The following is a 17,297-nucleotide window of genomic DNA, read 5'->3' as shown; positions in this document are numbered from 1 at the left end:
GACCGCCCAGCCGGCGGCCCACTGATTCGCGTACGCATCCCACAGACCGCGAAGGCCGCCCGAGGGGCGGCCTTCGGTGTTCCCGCGGCCGTTCCCTCCGTACCGGAAGCACTCCCGGAAGGAACCGCCATGCACCCCGATCCCCAGACCCGGCCCGACGCCGTCGCGCTGGTCCAGCGGCTGCTGGACCCCGCCTGCCCGCCGTTCGCCCTGCTCCGCCGCCGCGCACCGGGCCGGGACGGCACCCTCGTCGAGGTGCTGATCGGCGAGGTGACCGAGGTCGAGCGGCTGGCCGACATCCCACTCGGCGAAGGGGCGCCGGCCGCGCCGGTCACCGACGCGCTGGCCCTGATCCCGTTCCGGCAGATCCGCGAGCGCGGCTTCCGGGCGCACGACGACGGCACCCCGCTGGCCGTGCTGCGCCCCGCCGAGCGCCACGAGCTGCCGATGGACGCGCTGCTGGCCGCGCTCCCGGCGCACGCCGTACGGGTGGACGGCGGGGCCTTCGACGTCGACGACGCGGCCTACGCGGAGATCGTCGAGCGGGTGGTGCGGGAGGAGATCGGCACCGGCGAGGGCGCCAACTTCGTCGTCCGCCGGACGTTCGAGGGGGAGATCCCCGGCTTCTCGGCGGCCGACGCGCTGGCGCTGTTCCGGCGGCTGCTGGCCGGCGAGCGCGGCGCGTACTGGACGTTCGTGGTGCACCGGCCGGGGGTGCGCACGCTGGTCGGCGCCAGCCCGGAGGTGCACGTCCGGATGGCCGGCGGCACCGTCGTGATGAACCCCATCAGCGGGACCTACCGCTACCCCGCGGAGGGGCCCTCCGCGGAGAGCCTGCTGGCGTTCCTCGGCGACCGCAAGGAGGTCGAGGAGCTGTCGATGGTGGTCGACGAGGAACTGAAGATGATGTGCACCGTCGGCGACCAGGGCGGGGTGGTGGTCGGGCCGCGGCTCAAGGAGATGGCGCACCTCGCGCACACCGAGTACGAACTGCGCGGCCGCTCGAGCCTGGACGTGCGGGAGGTCCTCAAGGAGACGATGTTCGCGGCGACGGTCACCGGGTCGCCGGTGCAGAACGCCTGCCGGGTCATCGCGCGGCACGAGCCGGCCAGCCCGGACGGGCGGGGCCGCGGCTACTACGCGGGCGCGCTGGCGCTGATCGGCCGGGACGCGAGCGGGACGCAGACCCTGGACTCGCCGATCCTGATCCGCACCGCGGACATCGACGGTGCGGGCGGCCGGCTGCGGGTGCCGGTCGGCGCCACCCTGGTGCGCGCGTCCGACCCGGCCGGCGAGGTCGCCGAGACGCACGCCAAGGCGGCCGGGGTGCTCACCGCGCTGGGGGTCCGGCCGGCGCCCGCGCGGCCCGCGGCCGGGCCGGCGCCGCGGCTGGCCGACGACCCGCGGGTGCGGGCCGCGCTGGACGCCCGCCGCGCCGACCTGGCCCCCTTCTGGCTCCGGATGCAGACCACCGCCCCGGTCGCCGGGCTGCACGGCCACGCCCTGGTCGTCGACGCCGAGGACACCTTCACCGCGATGCTGGCGCACCTGCTGCGCACCTCGGGGCTGACGGTGACGGTCCACCGCTACGACGAGCCGGGGCTGCGGGCGGCCGCCCTGGCACACGAGGGACCGGTGGTGCTGGGCCCGGGCCCAGGCGACCCGTCCGACACCGCCGACCCCAAGATGCGCTTCCTGCGGTCCCTCACCGCCGACCTGGTGGCCGGCCACCGCCACCGGCTGCTCGGCGTGTGCCTGGGCCACGAACTCCTCGCCGCGGAGCTGGGGTTGGAGATCGTCCGCAAGGAGGTGCCGTTCCAGGGCGCCCAGGAGCGGATCGACTTCTTCGGGCGGGCCGAGACGGTGGGCTTCTACAACACCTTCACGGCCCGCTGCGACGACCGGACCGCGGCCGAACTCGCCATGCACCGCGTGGAGTTGAGCCGGGACGAGACCACCGGCGAGGTGCACGCGCTGCGCGGCCCGGGCTTCGCCGGGGTGCAGTTCCACCCCGAGTCGGTGCTGACCCTGGACGGTGCCGGGGTCACCGCGCAGCTGCTGGCAGCTGTCCTCGTGTGACCAGGAGGTTCTCGCTGGCGCGGCCGGCCAGATGGTCCTCCACGTTGGCCACGGTGGCCGCGATGATCTGGCCGACCGCCTCCTCGGTGAAGTACGCCTGGTGCGAGGTGACCAGCACGTTCGCGAAGGTCATCAGCCGGGCCAGGACGTCGTCGCCGATGACGTCCAGGGACTTGTCCTGGAAGAACAGCCCGGCCTCCTCCTCGTAGACGTCCAGGCCGACGCCGGTGAGCCGGCCGGTCTTGAGCGTGTCGACCAGGGCGGCGGTGTCGATCAGCCCGCCGCGGCTGGAGTTGACCAGGATGGCGTCGTCCTTCATGGCGGCCAGCGCGGCGGCGTCGACCAGGTGCCGGGTGTCGCCGGTCAGCGGGACGTGCAGGGTGACGAGGTCCGCCTCGGCGAACAGCCGCTCCCGGGAGACGTAGTGCATGCCCAGCGCCCGGCACTCCGGGTTCTCGGTGAGGTCCCAGCCCAGCAGCCGCATCCCGAAGCCGTGGGCGATCCGGGCGAAGGCGGTGCCGATCCGGCCGGTGCCGAGCACCCCGGCCGTGCGGCCGTGCAGATCGCGGCCCATCAGGCCGTCCAGCCGGAAGTCGAAGTTGCGGGTGCGGTGGGCGGCCGGGACCAGCCGCCGGTTCACCGCCAGCGCCAGCAGCCAGGCGAACTCGGCGACCGCGTACGGCGAGTAGGCGGAGACCCGGCCGACGGTCAGGGCGAGATCGGCCGCGGCCTCCAGGTCGATGTTGTTGAAGCCGGTGGAGCGCTGGGCGAGCATCTTGGTGCCGCCGGCCGCGAGGGTCTGCAGCACCTCGGCGCGCAGGTCGTCGTTGACGCTGGTGGAGACGACCTCGTAGCCGTGCGCGATGGGGGCGGTGTCGCGGTTGAGGGGGACGTCCAGGCAGCGGACCTGATGGCGGCCCGCGAACGCCTGCTCCAGGAGCGGCCGCTCGTCCGCCTGCACGCCGAAGGCGACGATCTCCACGGTCTTCTCCCCGTTCTCCCCCGCGGTGGGCCGGAAATGTCGCGTCATGGCGAATATACGGCCGCTCGTCGTGCGGTGCCGCCCGGGGCGCGGGCGGCACCGTGCGCGCCGAGTTCAGCCGAAGAAGACGCCGGCCTCGGCGTAGAGCGCCGGATCGACGGTCTTCAGCTTGGCGGTCGCCTCCGCCAGCGGCACCCGGACGATGTCCGTGCCACGCAGCGCGACCATCGTGCCGTAGTCGGCGTCCCGCACCGCGTCGATGGCGTGCAGCCCGAAGCGGGTGGCCAGCCAGCGGTCGAAGGCGCTGGGGGTGCCGCCGCGCTGGGTGTGACCGAGGACGGTGGTCCGGGCCTCCTTGCCGGTGCGCTGCTCGATCTCCTTGGCCAGCCACTCGCCGACGCCGGACAGCCGGACGTGCCCGAAGGAGTCGGTGCTGCCGTCCTTGAGCACCATCTCGCCGTCCTTGGGCATGGCACCCTCGGCGACCACCACGATCGGCGCGTAGCTGGCCTTGAAGCGGGACTCGATCCAGCGGCAGACGTCGCCGACGTCGAAGCGCTGCTCCGGGATGAGGATGACGTTGGCGCCGCCGGCCAGGCCGGAGTGGAGCGCGATCCAGCCGGCGTGCCGGCCCATCACCTCCACGACCAGGACCCGCATGTGGGACTCGGCGGTGGTGTGCAGCCGGTCGATGGCCTCGGTGGCGACCCCGACCGCGGTGTCGAAGCCGAAGGTGTAGTCCGTGGCCGACAGGTCGTTGTCGATGGTCTTGGGCACGCCGACGCAGGGGATGCCGTGCTCCGTGAAGAGCCGCGAGGCGACGCCGAGGGTGTCCTCGCCGCCGATCGCGATCAGCGCCTCGACCTCCTGCTTGGCGAGCGTCTCCGTGATCCGGCGGACCCCGTCCTCCTGCTTGAAGGGGTTGGTCCGCGACGAGCCGAGGATGGTGCCGCCGCGCGGCAGGATGCCGCGCACCGCCGGGATGTCCAGCCGCACGGTGTGGCCCTCCAGGGGACCGCGCCAGCCGTCCCGGAAGCCGACGAACTCGTATCCGTGCTCCTGGGTGCCCTTGCGGACGATGCCCCTGATCACCGCGTTCAGACCCGGGCAGTCGCCGCCGCCGGTCAGTACTCCGACCCGCATCGCTTCACCTTCATCCCGTCCGTGGCCGCGTACGGCCGTCCGTGAGCGTTAACGTCGGCCACGCTAATGGTGACCTGGCTCACTCAGGGATGGTGCGGGCGGCCGAATCCCGTCCGCTGCACGGGAGTTGACGCACGGCGTTCACCCTTACGAGCGGACGGCCGCGGCCCCGGCGGGGACGCCCGACGCCTCAGACGCCGTCGAGGCCGCGCTCTATCGCGTAGCGCACCAGCTCGACGCGGTTGTGCAACTGGAGCTTGCCGAGGGTGTTCTGGACGTGGTTCTGCACCGTGCGGTGCGAGATGACCAGCCGCTCGGCGATCTGCTTGTACGAGAGCCCCTTGGCGACCAGGCGCAGCACCTCCGTCTCCCGCTCCGTCAACCGGGGGGCACCCGGGTCGTCGGCGGTCGCGGGGGACGGCTCCGTCGCCAGCCGGCGGTACTCGCCGAGGACCAGGCCGGCCAGGCCCGGGGTGAAGACCGGGTCGCCGGCGGCGGTGCGGCGGACCGCGTCGAGCAGTTCCTCGGTGCTGGCGGACTTCAGCAGATAGCCGGTGGCACCGGACTTCACCGCCTCCAGGACGTCGGCGTGCTCGCCGCTGGCGGAGAGCACCAGCACCCGCAGCGACGGATCGCCGCCGACCAGCTGCTTGCACACCTGGACGCCGGGCAGGCCCGGCAGATTGAGGTCCAGGACCAGTACGTCGGGCGCCGCGGCCTGCGCCCGGCGCACCGCCTGGAGCCCGTCCCCGGCCGTCGCCACCACGTCGAACCCGGCCTCCGCCAGATCCCGGGCGACCGCGTCCCGCCACATCGGGTGGTCGTCGACCACCATGACCCGCAGGCCCGTCTCGTCACTCATGTCCGTGCCTCCCCCGTCGTCCGCCCTCGGGCGCGCGGCCCTTGGGAACCTTCAGCTCCACTTCCGTGCCCTGGCCGGGGACCGAGATCCACTCGGCGCTGCCGCCCAGCTCCCGCAGCCGGCCGCGGATCGACAGGGCCACCCCGAGGCGGCCCTCGCGCTCGGCCGCGGCGAGCCGCCCCTCGGGGATGCCGGGGCCCTCGTCGCGCACCGTCACCAGCACCGCGTCCGGTTCGTCCTCCACCAGGATCCACGCGCGGGCGTCGGCCCCCACGTGCACCCGGACATTGTCCAACGCGGCACCGACAGCGGCGGCCAGCTCCCCCGCGGCGGCGGCCGGCAGCCCGACCGGGGTGCCCGGGCCGGAGAGCGCCACCCCGGCCCCGGCGTGCGGGGCGAGCAGCGCCATCAGGTCGCAGGGGCCGCCCGGCGGCGGGCCGGGGACCGCCGGGCCGGCCGGGACCGCGGCGCCCTCCGCGGCGTCGGCCGCCGTCCGCTGCCGGGGCACCGGTCCGCCGGCGACCAGGGTGCGCAGCGCCACCTCCTGTTCGCCGGCCATCCGGCCCAGCTCGGCCGCCTCGCCGCCGATCGCGGCGCCGCGCCGCTGCACCATGGCGAGCACCTGCAGCACGCTGTCGTGGATGTCGCGGGCCAGCCGCTCCCGCTCGCGGGTGGCGGCCTCGATCTGGAGGGCGCGGGCCAGGGTGCGCTCACTGGCCCGGGCCACCTCGACGACATAGCCGATGGCGACGCTGGCCACCCACACCAGCACCACGTTGTGGACGGTGTCCCGGGCCAGCGCCTGGCGCTCGACGAGGTTGGCCGCCGCCACGATGCTGGAGGCCACCGCGGCCCACCGCCAGCCGCCCTTGATGGCGAAGCCCAGTACCGCCCCCGCCGCCCAGATGGACGGCAGCGTCGGGGCGCCGCCCATGATGCGGGCCTGGGTGTCGATCAGCGACGTCAGCAGGATGCCGCCGACCGCGAAACCAAGGTCGCCGAGGAGGAACTGCCGGGTGCAGCGCTCGGCGGACGTCGTCCGGCGCCAGGTCAGCGCCGTCCAGAGGGTGAGCGCGGCCATGTAGGCGGCGCCGCCCAGCGGGTGCGCGTAGCGCGGGTAGGCGACCGCGAACAGGCCCAGGACGTAGACCAGGGTCAGGATGCGGTAGCCGGTGAGCGCCCGCCACAGCGGCAGCTCGACGGACATCCGCAGCGCCTTCGGGGGGCCGCCCGGCCGTGCGCCGCGGCCGCCCCCGGCGCCGTCGCCCGTCGTCCGTATGTCGTCCGTGTCGGCATCCGTCATGCCGGCCCCACCCCTCAACGGGGCCGCCCCGCCCCGGTCTCGGCTCGTCCGTCCCGTTTCCCCGGCGGTGGCCCGAACGACCCCGCGCCGCGCGAGAGGGCCTACGCCCCGGCCTTCTTCTGCGCCTCCGCGGCCTTGGCCGCCTCGGCGATCTGCCGCTTGGCCGCGGTCGCGTAGATGTCGACGTACTCCTGGCCGGAGAGCTTCATGATCTCGTACATCACCTCGTCGGTGATCGAGCGCAGGATGTAGCGGTCGCCCTCCATGCCCTGGTAGCGGCTGAAGTCCAGCGGCTTGCCGATCCGGATGCCGGGCCGGACCATCTTGGGCAGGACCTTGCCGGGCGGCTGCACCTTCTCGGTGTCGATCATCGCCACCGGGATGACCGGTGCCCCGGTGGCCAGCGCCACCCGCGCCAGGCCGCCCGGCTTGCCGCGGTAGAGCCGCCCGTCCGGGGAGCGGGTGCCCTCCGGGTAGATGCCGAACAGCTCGCCGCGCTCCAGCACCTCGATACCGCTCTTGATGGCGGCCTCGCCGGCGCCGCGGGCGCCCGAGCGGTCGACCGGGAGCTGCCCCACGCCCTTGAAGAACGCGGCGGTGAGCTTCCCCTTCACGCCCGGGGAGGTGAAGTACTCGGCCTTGGCGATGAAGGTGACCTTGCGGTCGAGCACCGCGGGCAGGAAGAACGAGTCCGAGAAGGACAGATGGTTGCTCGCGAGGATCGCCGGGCCCTCGGCGGGAACGTTCTCGATGCCTTCCACCCAGGGACGGAACGCGAGCCTCAGCGGACCGCCGATGGAAAACTTCATTGCGCCGTAGATCAACCGACTGCCTCCTGTGTCTGACGCACTGACCTTAACCCCCGCGCGGCGCGCCGGGGGCCGCGGCGAGCCACGCGACGGCGTACGGGCCCGCCGGAGGCCGTGCGCGGGGCGGTCTCCATGGGCGTCCGCGCCCCCGGCCGGGCCATGGCCCTACCCCCGCCGCGGTCACTCCGCGTACCCTGAGGTAACCCGCGAGCCCTCTCACCGATCGGAGTCCCCCGGTGCCGCTCCTCCCCGGAGCCGAGCCGTTCCGCCGCGACGGCGGAGACGTCGGCGTCCTCGTCTGCCACGGCTTCACCGGCTCCCCGCAGTCCGTCCGCCCCTGGGCCGAGTATCTGGCCGACCGGGGCCTGAGCGTCACCGTCCCGCTGCTGCCCGGCCACGGCACGCGCTGGGAGGACATGCAGCTCACCACCTGGCAGGACTGGTACGCCGAGGTCGACCGCGAGCTGCGCGCACTGGCCGGGCGCTGCGCCAAGGTCTTCGTCTGCGGACTGTCCATGGGCGGCGCGCTGGCCCTGCGGCTGGCCGCCCGGCACGGCGACACCCTCAGCGGCGTCGCCCTGGTCAACCCGGGCAACAGGGTCCACGACAGGGCGGCGCCGCTGCTGCCGGCGCTGCGGCACGTCGTCCGCTCGACGAAGGGCATCGCCAGCGACATCGCCAAGCCCGGTGCGGCGGAGGTGGGTTATGACCGGGTGCCGCTGCACGCCGCGCACTCGCTGCGGCGGTTCTTCCAGCTGGTCGACGCCGAACTCCCGCGCGTCACCCAGCCGTTGCTGGTGCTGACCAGCCGGCAGGACCACGTCGTCCCGCCCGTCGACTCCGAGCGCATCCTCGGCCGGGTCTCCTCCACCGACGTCCGGCACGTCCTGCTGGAGCGCAGCTACCACGTCGCCACGCTCGACCACGACGCGGAGCGGATCTTCCAGGACACCCACGACTTCATCACCCGGCTCGCCCCGGAGGCCCGGCCGGAGGCGGCCGAGGAGGGGGCGGCGGCCCGTGGCGGAGCGTAGCCCCCGCGATCCCCGGGACCCGCTGGACGAGGAGGCCGCGTGGGCCGAGATCGTCGCGGGGTACGGCGAGCGGCCGGAGTTCCCGGCGACCGGGGAGCGCCCGGACCGCGCGCCGGCGGACGGCGACGCCCCGGAGGCCCCCGCCGCGCGCCCCGGTGACGGCACGCCCGGCGACGGTCCGCCGCCGCGCCCCGGCAGCTTCGTGGTCTACGCCCCCGGCGTGGGGCCGCGCGACTGGGCCCCCGAGAAGCCCTCCGACGACGACTTCGACGAGACCGACGAGGGCCACTTCACCCCGCCCGAGCCGCCGCCGCTGCCGAGCGCCGACACCACCACCAAGTTCGCCTGGATCGCGGCCCTGGGCGGTCCGCTGCTGCTGGTCGGCGCGGTCGTCCTCCAGCAGCCGGTCACCTGGTGGATCGCGGTGCCGGGCATCGGCGGCTTCCTGGGCGGCCTGGCCACCCTCTTCGCGCGGATGGGCAACGACCGGGACGACGACGAGGACCTGCCGGGCGGCGGCGCGGTGGTCTGAGGACTGCCGGCCGGTCAGCCGCCGGCCGGCACCCGCAGGGCCGCCAGCACCGGCAGATGGTCCGAGGCGGCCAGCAGATCGGCCGCCCGCAGGCCCGGCAGGTCGTACGGCACACCGCAGCCGAGCACCTCGACGCCACCAGTGGTGAACAGCGCGTCGATCCGCTGCCGCGGTGCGTGCGGCGTGGAGGTGAACTCCCCGCCCCACGGCTCGGCCGCCCAGCCGTCCCGGAGCGCCCCGGCGATCCGCCGGAAACTCCGGCCGTCCGGCCGCTCGTTGAGGTCGCCGCCGACCACCGCGTGCGGCACGCCCAGCCCGGCGACCCGCTCCAGCAGCAGCCCGGCCTGGCCGTACCGCTCCCGGGCGTCGAGGCTGAGGTGGCAGCTGACGACCCCGAGCCGGGCCCCGGCGAAGCGCAGCACGGCGGTGGCCAGGCCCCGCTGGTGCAGGCCGGGGGTACGGGGCAGCAGGACGTCCTCGGTGCGCTCCACGTGGGCGCGGAGCCGGGCGAGGATCATCGGGCCCGCGGTGGTGGCGCCACCGGTGACGTACATCAGGCCGCTCGCCCGGGCCAGGCGCTCGGCGGCCTTGCGCCAGCGGAAGAAGCGCGGCGCCTCCTGGACGAGGACGAGATCGGGGGCGCAGGCCCGGATGACCCGGGCCAGCGCCGCCCGATCGTCGCGCAGGGAGCGGATGTTGTAGCTGAGCACCCGGACGACCGCGCTGCCGTCGGCCTCCGTGGCCGAGGGCGCGAGTCCGGAGCGCTCCGCCGCCATCCGCGTCAGCCCTGGCGCGCCAGGTCGGCGGCGCCGACCAGCCCGGCCTTGCCGCCGAGTTGGGCGGCGAGCACCTGGGCGTGCGGCCGCCACTGGCTGCCGACGAGCCAGCGCCGGAAGGACTTGCGGATCGGGTCGAGGACCAGCTCGCCCTCGTCCGAGACGCCGCCGCCGACGATGAAGGCCGAGGGGTCGAAGAGCGAGGCCAGGTCGGCGAGGCCGGCGCCGGCCCAGCGGGCCAGTTCGCGGAAGGAGTCGATGGCGACCAGGTCGCCCTGGCGGGCGGCGGCGCTGATGTGCCGGCCCTCGACGCCCTCGGGGGTGCCGTCGCCGAGCGCCAGCAGGATCTCGGCGTTCTCGGGGGTGGCGAAGGCGCGCTGCCGGGCATAGCGCAGCAGGGCGCGGCCGGAGGCGTACTGCTCCCAGCAGCCCTGGCTGCCGCAGCCACAGAGCAGGCCGTCGGGGACGACCCGGATGTGGCCGAACTCGGCGGCGACGCCGAAGCGGCCGCGGCGGAGCTTGTTGCCGATGATGATGCCGCCGCCCAGGCCCGTGCCGAGGGTGATGCAGATGACGTCGCTGTGGCCCTGGCCGGCGCCGAAGCGGTACTCGCCCCAGGCCGCGGCGTTGGCGTCGTTCTCGACGACGACGGGGAGGCCGACGCGCTGCTCGACCTTGTCCTTGAGCGGCTCGTGGCGCCAGTTGATGTTCGGGGCGAACAGCACCGTGGCCCGCTTCTCGTCGACGTAGCCGGCGGCGCCGATGCCGACGGCCTCGACGTGGTGGCCGGCTCCGACGGTGCGGACGGCGTCCGCGATGGCCTCGGTCAGCGCATCGGGGCCTTGCGGGGTCGCTACCTTGCACGTCTCAAGGATCGAACCCTCTTCGTCGACCACGCCGGCCGCGATCTTCGTGCCGCCGATGTCGACGCCGATGGTGAGTCCCATGTGTCCCTCAGTTTTCGCTCGAACCCCGCCGGGACCCACCGTACCGGAGGCAGCGGGAGCTTCCCCGCCGGTCAGGGCCGCCGGGGCGGGGGATCGCGGGGGATCTGACGCCGGCCGCGGGCGGCGGGCGTCAGTCGAGGTCGATGCGCTCGGTGCCGGCCGGGCCGTCGTCGCGCGGGTCGGCGGCCGGGCCCTCGGGGCGGTCGGCCGGGCCGGTGTCGCGGGTCCAGCGGCGCTCGCTGCCCGCCACGGCGGAGCGGTAGGCGGCGAGCAGCTCGGAGCCGGCCGCGGCGAGGTGGTCGAAGACGTCGGGGTTGCGCTCGATGACCGGCTCGACGGCGGCCTTGGCCTGCCGCAGCAGCTCGCCGCCGCCGGCGGCGATCCCGCCGAGCGCGCCGGGCAGTTGGATGGCGGCGAGCTTGTCGGTCACCGCCTCGGCGAGCCGGCGCAGCTCCTCGGCGGCGGTGCCCGGCTGGGGGCCGTACTCGGCCCGGCGGCGGGCCTGTTCCGCGGCGAGGTCCTCGGCGCAGGCCGTCTTCCAGGCGTCGGCGTCCGGCTCGGCGCGGCGGTCGGCGGGGCGCTCGGTGGCATCACTCATGGCGGACTCCGTGGACTCCTGCGGGCGGTACGGACCGTACGGGTGCCGTGCGCGGACGCACGACGGTGACGTCTTACGACGTTACCCGAACGGGGGTGCCGGGATCAGTCGCTCGGCGCGGTCCGCGGCCAGAGCCCCGGGTCGGGGGTGAAGCGGATCTCCAGGGCGCCGTCGCGCAGGGAGGCGCCGGAGACGGTGCAGCGGCGCAGCGCGGAGGGCAGGGTGCGGATCCGCCGGAAGCGGCCGACGGTCACCACGATCTCGTCGCCGCGGCGCACCAGGCCGAGGCCGTCCCGCCGGGCGCCGGGCAGCGGCACCCGCCAGACGAGCAGGCCCTCGGACGCCAGCCGGTCCTCGACGGTCCAGGGGTCGGCGGGCGCGGCCGCGGGGGCCGGGGCGTCGGCGGCGCCGTCGAGCAGCGCGCCGAGCTCCTCGACGCCCTGGGGGTCGCGGCCCAGGTGCGGCACCTCGTGCACCGGGACGTCGGGGAACTCCTCGCGCAGCGCCTTCAGGGCGGTCTGCTGGCTGCCGGAGAGCCCGGCGAGGAAGGGGTCGGCGGAGCCGGTGGGCAGCAGCCGGTTGACGAGGACGGCGTCGGTGCGGCGGCCGTGCAGCGCCAGGCCGGCGCGGAGGGTGCGCAGCGCGGCGGTGGCGACCGGGCCGGCGTCGGTGACCAGCCGGACGGTGGTGCCGGGGGCGTCCACCACCCGCTGGACGGCGGCGAGTTCGTGCCCCCAGCGCTCGGCGGCCTCGTACAGCTTCTGGGCCGGCATGGGGACGCCGGCGAGCTGGGCGAGCACCGGGCGCAGCGCGCGGGCGGCCTGCCGCTCGGGCGGCAGCAGGCGGCGGAGGTAGCGGCGGACCTGCGCGGGCAGGGCGAGCAGCCGGATCGTTTCGGCGGCCGGCGGCATGTCGACGACCACGAGGTCCCAGGCGTCCGAGGCGTGTGCGGCGCGCAGCGCGTGCAGCAGCGCGAAGGACTCGGAGCCGGGGAGTTCGGTGAGTTCGTCCTCGTCGAGCGGGGCCGCGCCGAGCAGGTCGAGGGCGGCGCCGGCGCGCTCCTGGAAGGCGAGGAACTCCTGGCGGAAGCGGTCGGCGGGGTCGATGCGGTGGGCGTGCAGGCCGGGGGCCGCCGCTATCGGCGCGGGTTCGGCGACGCCGGGGCGGACGCCGAGGACCGCCTCCGGGGCGCTGCTCTGGGTGGTGAGCAGGAGGGTCCGCGCGCCCTGCCGGGCCCCGGCCAGGGCGGTCGCGGCGGCGAGCGTGGTGCGGCCCGCGCCGCCGGGGCCGGTGACGAGGACGGTGCGCACGCTCAGTGCTTCTCGGCCTCGTCGGCGGCGGTCGTGCCGGACGCCTTGGGGCCGCCCTCGACGCGCTTCTTCAGCCCGGCCAGCGCGCGGTCGATGATGACCTTCTCGGCCTTGCGCTTGATCATCCCGAGCATCGGGATCTTCACGTCGACGGTGAGCTGGTAGGTGACCTCGGTGCGGGTGCCGCCGGACAGTGCGGCGAGCCGGTAGGAGCCGTCGAGGACGCGCAGCATCTGTGACTTGACCAGCGACCAGCTGACCTCGTTCTCGCCGGTCCAGGTGTAGGCGAGGGTGTGGTCGTCCTTGATGGCGCCGGCGTCCAGCACCAGGCGCACCTTCTCCGCGCGGCCCCGGTCGTCGGTGGCCAGGATCTCGGCCTCCTTGACCTCTCCGGTCCACTCCGGATAGCGGGCGAAGTCGGCGATCACTCCCATCACCTCGGCCGGTGCCGCCTCGATCGTGATGTTCGAGCTGGTGTGTTCGGCCATCGCCGTGACTCCTCCATGCCGATCCATGCCGGTCCGCCGACCCTTCCCCGGGCTCTCCACTCCGAGCCGGGGCGACCCCGTTGCGCGGTGTCTGTGCTGCTGAAGGCTACCGCGCGGCGCAACCCGGGCCGACACCAGCGGGCCCACCGCGACGGGCCGGCCGCGCGGCCCGGTGCCGGGCCTCACCACTCCAGCACGTACGGCCTGCCGGTCGCGTTGAAGTGCCCGACATTGACGCATTCCGTACCGCCGATCCGCATCCGGCGGGCCAGCGGCTGGTGGACGTGGCCGAAGAGGGCGTAGCGCGGCCGGGTGGTGCGGAGGGCGTCCAGCAGGGCCGAACTGCCGCGCTCGAAGCGGCGGGCGACGGTGTCGTAGCAGAGTTCGGGGACGTCCGGCGGGATGTGGGTGCACAGCACGTCGACCTCGCCGACCGCCTCGATCTTGGCGGCGTACTCCTCGTCGCCGATCTCGTAGGGCGTGCGCATCGGGGAGGTCAGGCCGCCGCCGACGAAGCCGAAGACCCGGCCGCCGATCTCCACCCGCTGCCCGTCGAGGACGGTGGTGCCGGGCCGGGCGTATTCCGGCCACAGACGCGGGATGTCGACGTTGCCGTAGGTGGCGTAGGTGGGGGCGGGGAACGCGGCGAAGAGGTCGGCGTACTGGCGGCGGACGGCGGCCTCGATGACCTCCTCGCGGCTCGCGCCGTCGCGGTCCAGCCCGGCCCAGAGGCGGCGGCCCAGCTCGCGGGCCTCGGCGAAGCGGCGGGCGGTGCGCAGTGCGACCAGGGCGGCGGCGTTCTCGGCGCCGAAGAGCTCGGGGAAGATGCCGCGCGAGTGGTCCGCGTAGTCGAGGAAGAGGACCAGGTCGCCGAGGCAGACCAGGGCGTCGGCCCCGTCCCCGGCCGTCGCCAGGTCCCGGCTGTTCCCATGGACGTCACTCACCACATGCACGCGCATGGCGTCACCCTACGAGCGCGCGGGCCGCCGCGAGGAGGCGGGGCGGCTGGGCGGTTACTTTCGGGTCACCTCAGGGCTGGACTAGTCTGCGCGTGCAGTCCCCATGACGTGTCCGCAGCATGTGACGCATCGAACATCTGGCCGCGCACCCCTATCCCAATGGCAATACCGGTGGGTAACGTCCGGCCCGTCCAATCCCCCCGCATGATCATGGACCGCAGCCGGTGCGCACACAGTCGTGGCGCCGGCGCTTTCGAGGAGCAGCAGTCTTGCGCGAGTTCAGCCTTCCGGCCCTGTACGAGGTCCCCGCGGACGGCAATCTGACGGACCTGATCCGCCGCAATGCCGCGCAGTACCCGGATGTCGCGGTCCTGGGACGAAAGGTGAACGGCGTCTGGCAGGACGTCACCGCCGCCGCCTTCCTCGCCGAGGTCCGGGCGGTCGCCAAGGGCCTGATGGCCGCCGGGATCGAGCCGGGCGACCGGATCGGCCTGATGTCGCGCACCCGTTACGAGTGGACGCTGCTGGACTTCGCCATCTGGAGCGCGGGCGCCATCACCGTCCCCGTCTACGAGACCAGCTCCGCCGAGCAGATCCAATGGATCCTCGGTGACTCCGGCGCGGCGGCCTGCCTGGTGGAGACGCCCGACCACGAGGCGACGGTGGAGTCGGTCCGCGACCGGCTGCCGGACCTGGCGAACATCTGGCAGATCGAGCGGGACGCCATCGCCCGGCTGCGGGCCGCCGGCGACGGCATCACCGACGAGGAGGTCGACGAGCGCAGCGCGCTGGCCGTCGCCGACTCCCCCGCCACCATCGTCTACACCTCCGGCACCACCGGCCGCCCCAAGGGCTGCGTGCTCAGCCACCGCAGCTTCTTCGCCGAGTGCGGCAACGTCGTCGAGCGGCTGAAGCCCCTCTTCCGCACCGGCGACTCCTCGGTGCTGCTCTTCCTCCCCGTCGCGCACGTCTTCGGCCGGCTGGTGCAGGTCGCCTCCGTCATGGCGCCCATCAAGCTGGGCCTCGCGCCGGACATCAAGAACCTCACCGACGACCTGGCCTCCTTCCGGCCGACGATGATCCTGGGCGTCCCCCGGGTCTTCGAGAAGGTCTACAACTCCGCGCGGGCCAAGGCGCAGGCCGACGGCAAGGGCAAGATCTTCGACAAGGCGGCGGAGACCGCGATGGCCTACAGCCGGGCGCTGGACACCCCGGGCGGGCCGTCCTTCGGCCTGAAGGTGAAGTACAAGGTCTTCGACCGGCTGGTCTACGGCAAGCTGCGGGCGGTGCTCGGCGGCCGGGCCACCCACGCCATCTCCGGCGGCGCCCCGCTCGGCGAGCGGCTGGGCCACTTCTACCGCGGCATCGGCTTCACCGCCCTGGAGGGCTACGGCCTGACGGAGTCCTGTGCGGCCACCGCGTTCAACCCCTGGGACCGGCAGAAGATCGGCACGGTCGGCCAGCCGCTGCCCGGCTCGGTGGTCCGGATCGCCGACGACGGCGAGGTGCTGCTGCACGGCGAGCACCTCTTCAGCGAGTACTGGAACAACCCGACGGCCACCCAGGAGGCGCTCTCCGACGGCTGGTTCCACACCGGCGACCTCGGCACCCTCGACGAGGACGGCTACCTCGCCATCACCGGCCGCAAGAAGGAGATCCTGGTGACCGCGGGCGGCAAGAACGTCGCCCCGGCCGTCATCGAGGACCGGATCCGCGCCCACGCGCTGATCGCCGAGTGCATGGTGGTCGGCGACGGCCGCCCGTTCATCGGCGCGCTGATCACCCTGGACGAGGAGTTCCTGCCCCGCTGGGCCGAGGAGCACGGCCGCCCGGCCGACGCGACGCCCGTCCAGCTGGCCGACGACCCCGAGCTGCTGGCCGCCGTGCAGCGCGCGGTCGACGACGGCAACGCGGCGGTCTCCAAGGCCGAGTCGGTCCGCAAGTTCCGTATCCTGCCGACCCAGTTCACCGAGGAGTCGGGGCATGTGACCCCGTCGCTGAAGCTGAAGCGGAACGTCGTCGCGAAGGACTTCGCGGAGGAGATCGAGGCGATCTACCGCGGCTGACGCGGGGACGCCGGTGCCGCGGGCCGGTGAGCAGGGTGACCGCTCACCGGCCCGCGCCGTGCGGCCACAACGACCGGACTACAAAAGCTCCTTGAGCCGCTCCGCGAGCAGGTCCCAGCGCCACTTCTCCTCCACCCAGGCGCGGCCGCGGGCCCCCATCGTGCGGCGCAGCCCGGGGTCCTTCAGGAGCGTGACGAGGCGGTCGGCGACGGCCTCCGGGGAGCCGCCGGGGACCACCCAGCCGGTCTCGCCCTCCAGCACCGCGTCCGGGGCACCGCCCGAGTCGCCCGCGACGACCGGGAGCCCGGTGGCGGACGCCTCCAGGTAGACGATGCCCAGCCCCTCGACGTCCAGCCCGCCGCGGCGGGTGCGGCAGGGCATCGCGAAGACGTCGCCCGCGCCGTAGTGGGCGGGCAGCTGCTCCCACGGGACGGCACCGGTGAAGCGGACCGCGTCGGCGACGCCCTTCTCCAGGGCCAGCCGGTGCAGCTGCGCCTCGTACGGGCCGCCGCCGACGATCAGCAGCACCGCGTCCGGCACCGCGGCGCGGACCGCCGGCAGCGCCTCGATGAGGGTGTCCTGCCCCTTGCGCGGGACGAGCCGGGAGACGCAGACCACCACCGGCTGGCCGGCGAGCCCGAGCCGGGCCCGTACCGCGTCGCCGCCGGAGTCCGGGTGGAAGGTCTTCTCGTCGACGCCGGGCGGGAGTTGGGCCATCCGGGCGGCGGCGTCCGGGGTGAGCGCGGCGGCGATCCGCGTGCGGGTGTACTCGCCGAGGTAGGTGAGGGTGTCGGTGCCCTCGCCGATCCGCCGCAGCAGCTGCCGGGCGGCCGGCAGCTGCGCCCAGCCGGCCTCGTGGCCGTGGGTGGTGGCCACGATCCGGCGGGCGCCGGCCGCGCGGAGCGCCGGCGCCATCAGCCCCAGCGGCGCGGCGGCCCCGAACCACACCGACGAGCAGCCGTGCTCGCGCAGCAGCGAGACCGCCCGCCGGGTCACCCGGGGCGTGGGCAGCAGCATCGTCGTGGCGTCCCGGACCACCGGGAAGGGCTGCTCGGCGTCGAAGGCGGCGGTGGCCGCCCGGCCCTCCTCGGTCCGCTTCCAGGTGGACGCGTAGACCACGACCCGGTCGGGATCCAGCCGCAGCGCCATGCTGTGCAGAAACGCCTGGATTCCGCCGGGCCGGGGCGGGAAGTCGTTGGTGACGATGAGGGTCTTGTGCACGGTGGTCTCTTCAGCGGTCGGTGGTCTCTCGGTGAGCGGCGGTCGCCCGGCGGGCGGGGCGCGGCGCGCCCCGCGGGGTCCGGGGCCGACAGTACCGGGTGGGCGGGTCCGGGCGGCGGCCGGCCGGGGCCGGGCGGCGCGCCCCGCCACGCCCCGCGCCCGGGGCGCCCGGCCGCGTTCGGCGGCGC

At 74.6% G+C, this 17,297-nt stretch carries 16 protein-coding genes; 4 read left to right on the top strand and 12 right to left on the bottom strand.

The window, feature by feature from the left end; translation table 11 throughout:
- Positions 1-129: 129 nt before the first annotated feature.
- Positions 130-2,079 carry a phenazine-specific anthranilate synthase component I gene (locus B073_RS0103320; RefSeq protein WP_018536668.1) on the top strand — a complete coding sequence of 650 codons (1,950 nt, stop codon included), beginning with the start codon at positions 130-132 and terminating at the stop codon, positions 2,077-2,079.
- Here the strand turns inward: B073_RS0103320 and B073_RS0103315 are convergent.
- The 5 genes from B073_RS0103315 to B073_RS0103290 form a co-directional block, all read right to left on the bottom strand.
- Entirely contained in the window at positions 2,045-3,061 is a 1,017-nt protein-coding gene (locus B073_RS0103315; RefSeq protein WP_026247010.1) for a 2-hydroxyacid dehydrogenase, read from the bottom strand. The two genes, B073_RS0103320 and B073_RS0103315, sit on opposite strands and share 35 nt — an antisense overlap.
- Before the next feature lie 114 nt (positions 3,062-3,175).
- Positions 3,176-4,204 carry a 6-phosphofructokinase gene (locus tag B073_RS0103310; protein ID WP_018536666.1) on the bottom strand — a complete coding sequence of 343 codons (1,029 nt, stop codon included), beginning with the start codon at positions 4,202-4,204 and terminating at the stop codon, positions 3,176-3,178.
- Between the two features lie 190 nt (positions 4,205-4,394).
- Entirely contained in the window at positions 4,395-5,066 is a 672-nt protein-coding gene (locus tag B073_RS0103300; protein WP_018536665.1) for a response regulator, read from the bottom strand.
- Positions 5,059-6,369 (bottom strand): MacS family sensor histidine kinase, encoded by a 1,311-nt coding sequence (gene macS / locus B073_RS0103295; protein WP_018536664.1) that lies wholly within the window; start codon positions 6,367-6,369, stop codon positions 5,059-5,061. The genes B073_RS0103300 and macS overlap by 8 nt, the downstream gene beginning before the upstream one ends.
- Positions 6,370-6,470: 101 nt before the next feature.
- On the bottom strand, positions 6,471-7,178 hold the full coding sequence (locus tag B073_RS0103290; RefSeq protein WP_018536663.1) for a lysophospholipid acyltransferase family protein: 708 nt from the start codon (positions 7,176-7,178) through the stop codon (positions 6,471-6,473).
- 236 nt (positions 7,179-7,414) lie between these two features.
- Between B073_RS0103290 and B073_RS0103285 the strand changes: the two genes are divergently transcribed.
- Both B073_RS0103285 and B073_RS0103280 read left to right on the top strand, forming a co-directional pair.
- Positions 7,415-8,212, top strand: a complete 798-nt coding sequence (locus B073_RS0103285; RefSeq protein WP_018536662.1) for an alpha/beta hydrolase — start codon at positions 7,415-7,417, stop codon at positions 8,210-8,212.
- On the top strand, positions 8,199-8,744 hold the full coding sequence (locus B073_RS0103280) for a hypothetical protein (protein WP_018536661.1): 546 nt from the start codon (positions 8,199-8,201) through the stop codon (positions 8,742-8,744). The genes B073_RS0103285 and B073_RS0103280 overlap by 14 nt, the downstream gene beginning before the upstream one ends.
- Before the next feature lie 14 nt (positions 8,745-8,758).
- Here B073_RS0103280 and B073_RS0103275 read toward each other — a convergent pair whose 3' ends face one another.
- The 6 genes from B073_RS0103275 to B073_RS0103250 form a co-directional block, all read right to left on the bottom strand.
- Positions 8,759-9,520: an endonuclease/exonuclease/phosphatase family protein gene (locus tag B073_RS0103275; RefSeq protein WP_018536660.1), complete on the bottom strand. Its 762-nt coding sequence runs from the start codon at positions 9,518-9,520 to the stop codon at positions 8,759-8,761.
- A gap of 5 nt (positions 9,521-9,525) precedes the next feature.
- The gene (locus B073_RS0103270; protein ID WP_018536659.1) at positions 9,526-10,467 is read right to left on the bottom strand and encodes an ROK family glucokinase; all 942 of its coding nucleotides are present in this window, start codon (positions 10,465-10,467) and stop codon (positions 9,526-9,528) included.
- Between the two features lie 130 nt (positions 10,468-10,597).
- Complete coding sequence (locus B073_RS0103265; protein ID WP_018536658.1) at positions 10,598-11,065, bottom strand: DUF5304 domain-containing protein; 468 nt, start codon at positions 11,063-11,065, stop codon at positions 10,598-10,600.
- Between the two features lie 104 nt (positions 11,066-11,169).
- Positions 11,170-12,375 carry an ArsA family ATPase gene (locus tag B073_RS0103260; RefSeq protein ID WP_018536657.1) on the bottom strand — a complete coding sequence of 402 codons (1,206 nt, stop codon included), beginning with the start codon at positions 12,373-12,375 and terminating at the stop codon, positions 11,170-11,172.
- Between the two features lie 2 nt (positions 12,376-12,377).
- On the bottom strand, positions 12,378-12,863 hold the full coding sequence (locus tag B073_RS0103255; protein ID WP_018536656.1) for an SRPBCC family protein: 486 nt from the start codon (positions 12,861-12,863) through the stop codon (positions 12,378-12,380).
- A gap of 182 nt (positions 12,864-13,045) precedes the next feature.
- On the bottom strand, positions 13,046-13,822 hold the full coding sequence (locus B073_RS0103250) for a metallophosphoesterase family protein (RefSeq protein ID WP_018536655.1): 777 nt from the start codon (positions 13,820-13,822) through the stop codon (positions 13,046-13,048).
- Positions 13,823-14,091: 269 nt separating this feature from the next.
- On the opposite strand from B073_RS0103250, the gene B073_RS0103245 reads away from it, so the two are divergent.
- The gene (locus B073_RS0103245; protein ID WP_018536654.1) at positions 14,092-15,888 is read left to right on the top strand and encodes an AMP-dependent synthetase/ligase; all 1,797 of its coding nucleotides are present in this window, start codon (positions 14,092-14,094) and stop codon (positions 15,886-15,888) included.
- Positions 15,889-15,966: 78 nt separating this feature from the next.
- Here the strand turns inward: B073_RS0103245 and B073_RS0103240 are convergent, their stop codons facing one another.
- Positions 15,967-17,109: a glycosyltransferase family 4 protein gene (locus B073_RS0103240; RefSeq protein ID WP_018536653.1), complete on the bottom strand. Its 1,143-nt coding sequence runs from the start codon at positions 17,107-17,109 to the stop codon at positions 15,967-15,969.
- Positions 17,110-17,297: the final 188 nt, after the last annotated feature.

Source organism: Streptomyces sp. MspMP-M5 (assembly GCF_000373585.1).
Taxonomy (GTDB): Bacteria; Actinomycetota; Actinomycetes; order Streptomycetales; family Streptomycetaceae; genus Streptomyces.
This window is presented reverse-complemented; position numbering and strand designations above follow the sequence as displayed.

Coding starts and splice junctions, on each gene's coding strand:
- B073_RS0103320 (WP_018536668.1), top strand. CDS start 130: ATGCACCCCGATCCCCAGACCCGGCCCGACGCCGTCGCGCTGGTCCAG.
- B073_RS0103310 (WP_018536666.1), bottom strand. CDS start 4,204: ATGCGGGTCGGAGTACTGACCGGCGGCGGCGACTGCCCGGGTCTGAAC.
- B073_RS0103300 (WP_018536665.1), bottom strand. CDS start 5,066: ATGAGTGACGAGACGGGCCTGCGGGTCATGGTGGTCGACGACCACCCG.
- macS (WP_018536664.1), bottom strand. CDS start 6,369: ATGACGGATGCCGACACGGACGACATACGGACGACGGGCGACGGCGCC.
- B073_RS0103290 (WP_018536663.1), bottom strand. CDS start 7,178: ATGAAGTTTTCCATCGGCGGTCCGCTGAGGCTCGCGTTCCGTCCCTGG.
- B073_RS0103275 (WP_018536660.1), bottom strand. CDS start 9,520: ATGGCGGCGGAGCGCTCCGGACTCGCGCCCTCGGCCACGGAGGCCGAC.
- B073_RS0103270 (WP_018536659.1), bottom strand. CDS start 10,467: ATGGGACTCACCATCGGCGTCGACATCGGCGGCACGAAGATCGCGGCC.
- B073_RS0103265 (WP_018536658.1), bottom strand. CDS start 11,065: ATGAGTGATGCCACCGAGCGCCCCGCCGACCGCCGCGCCGAGCCGGAC.
- B073_RS0103255 (WP_018536656.1), bottom strand. CDS start 12,863: ATGGCCGAACACACCAGCTCGAACATCACGATCGAGGCGGCACCGGCC.
- B073_RS0103250 (WP_018536655.1), bottom strand. CDS start 13,822: ATGCGCGTGCATGTGGTGAGTGACGTCCATGGGAACAGCCGGGACCTG.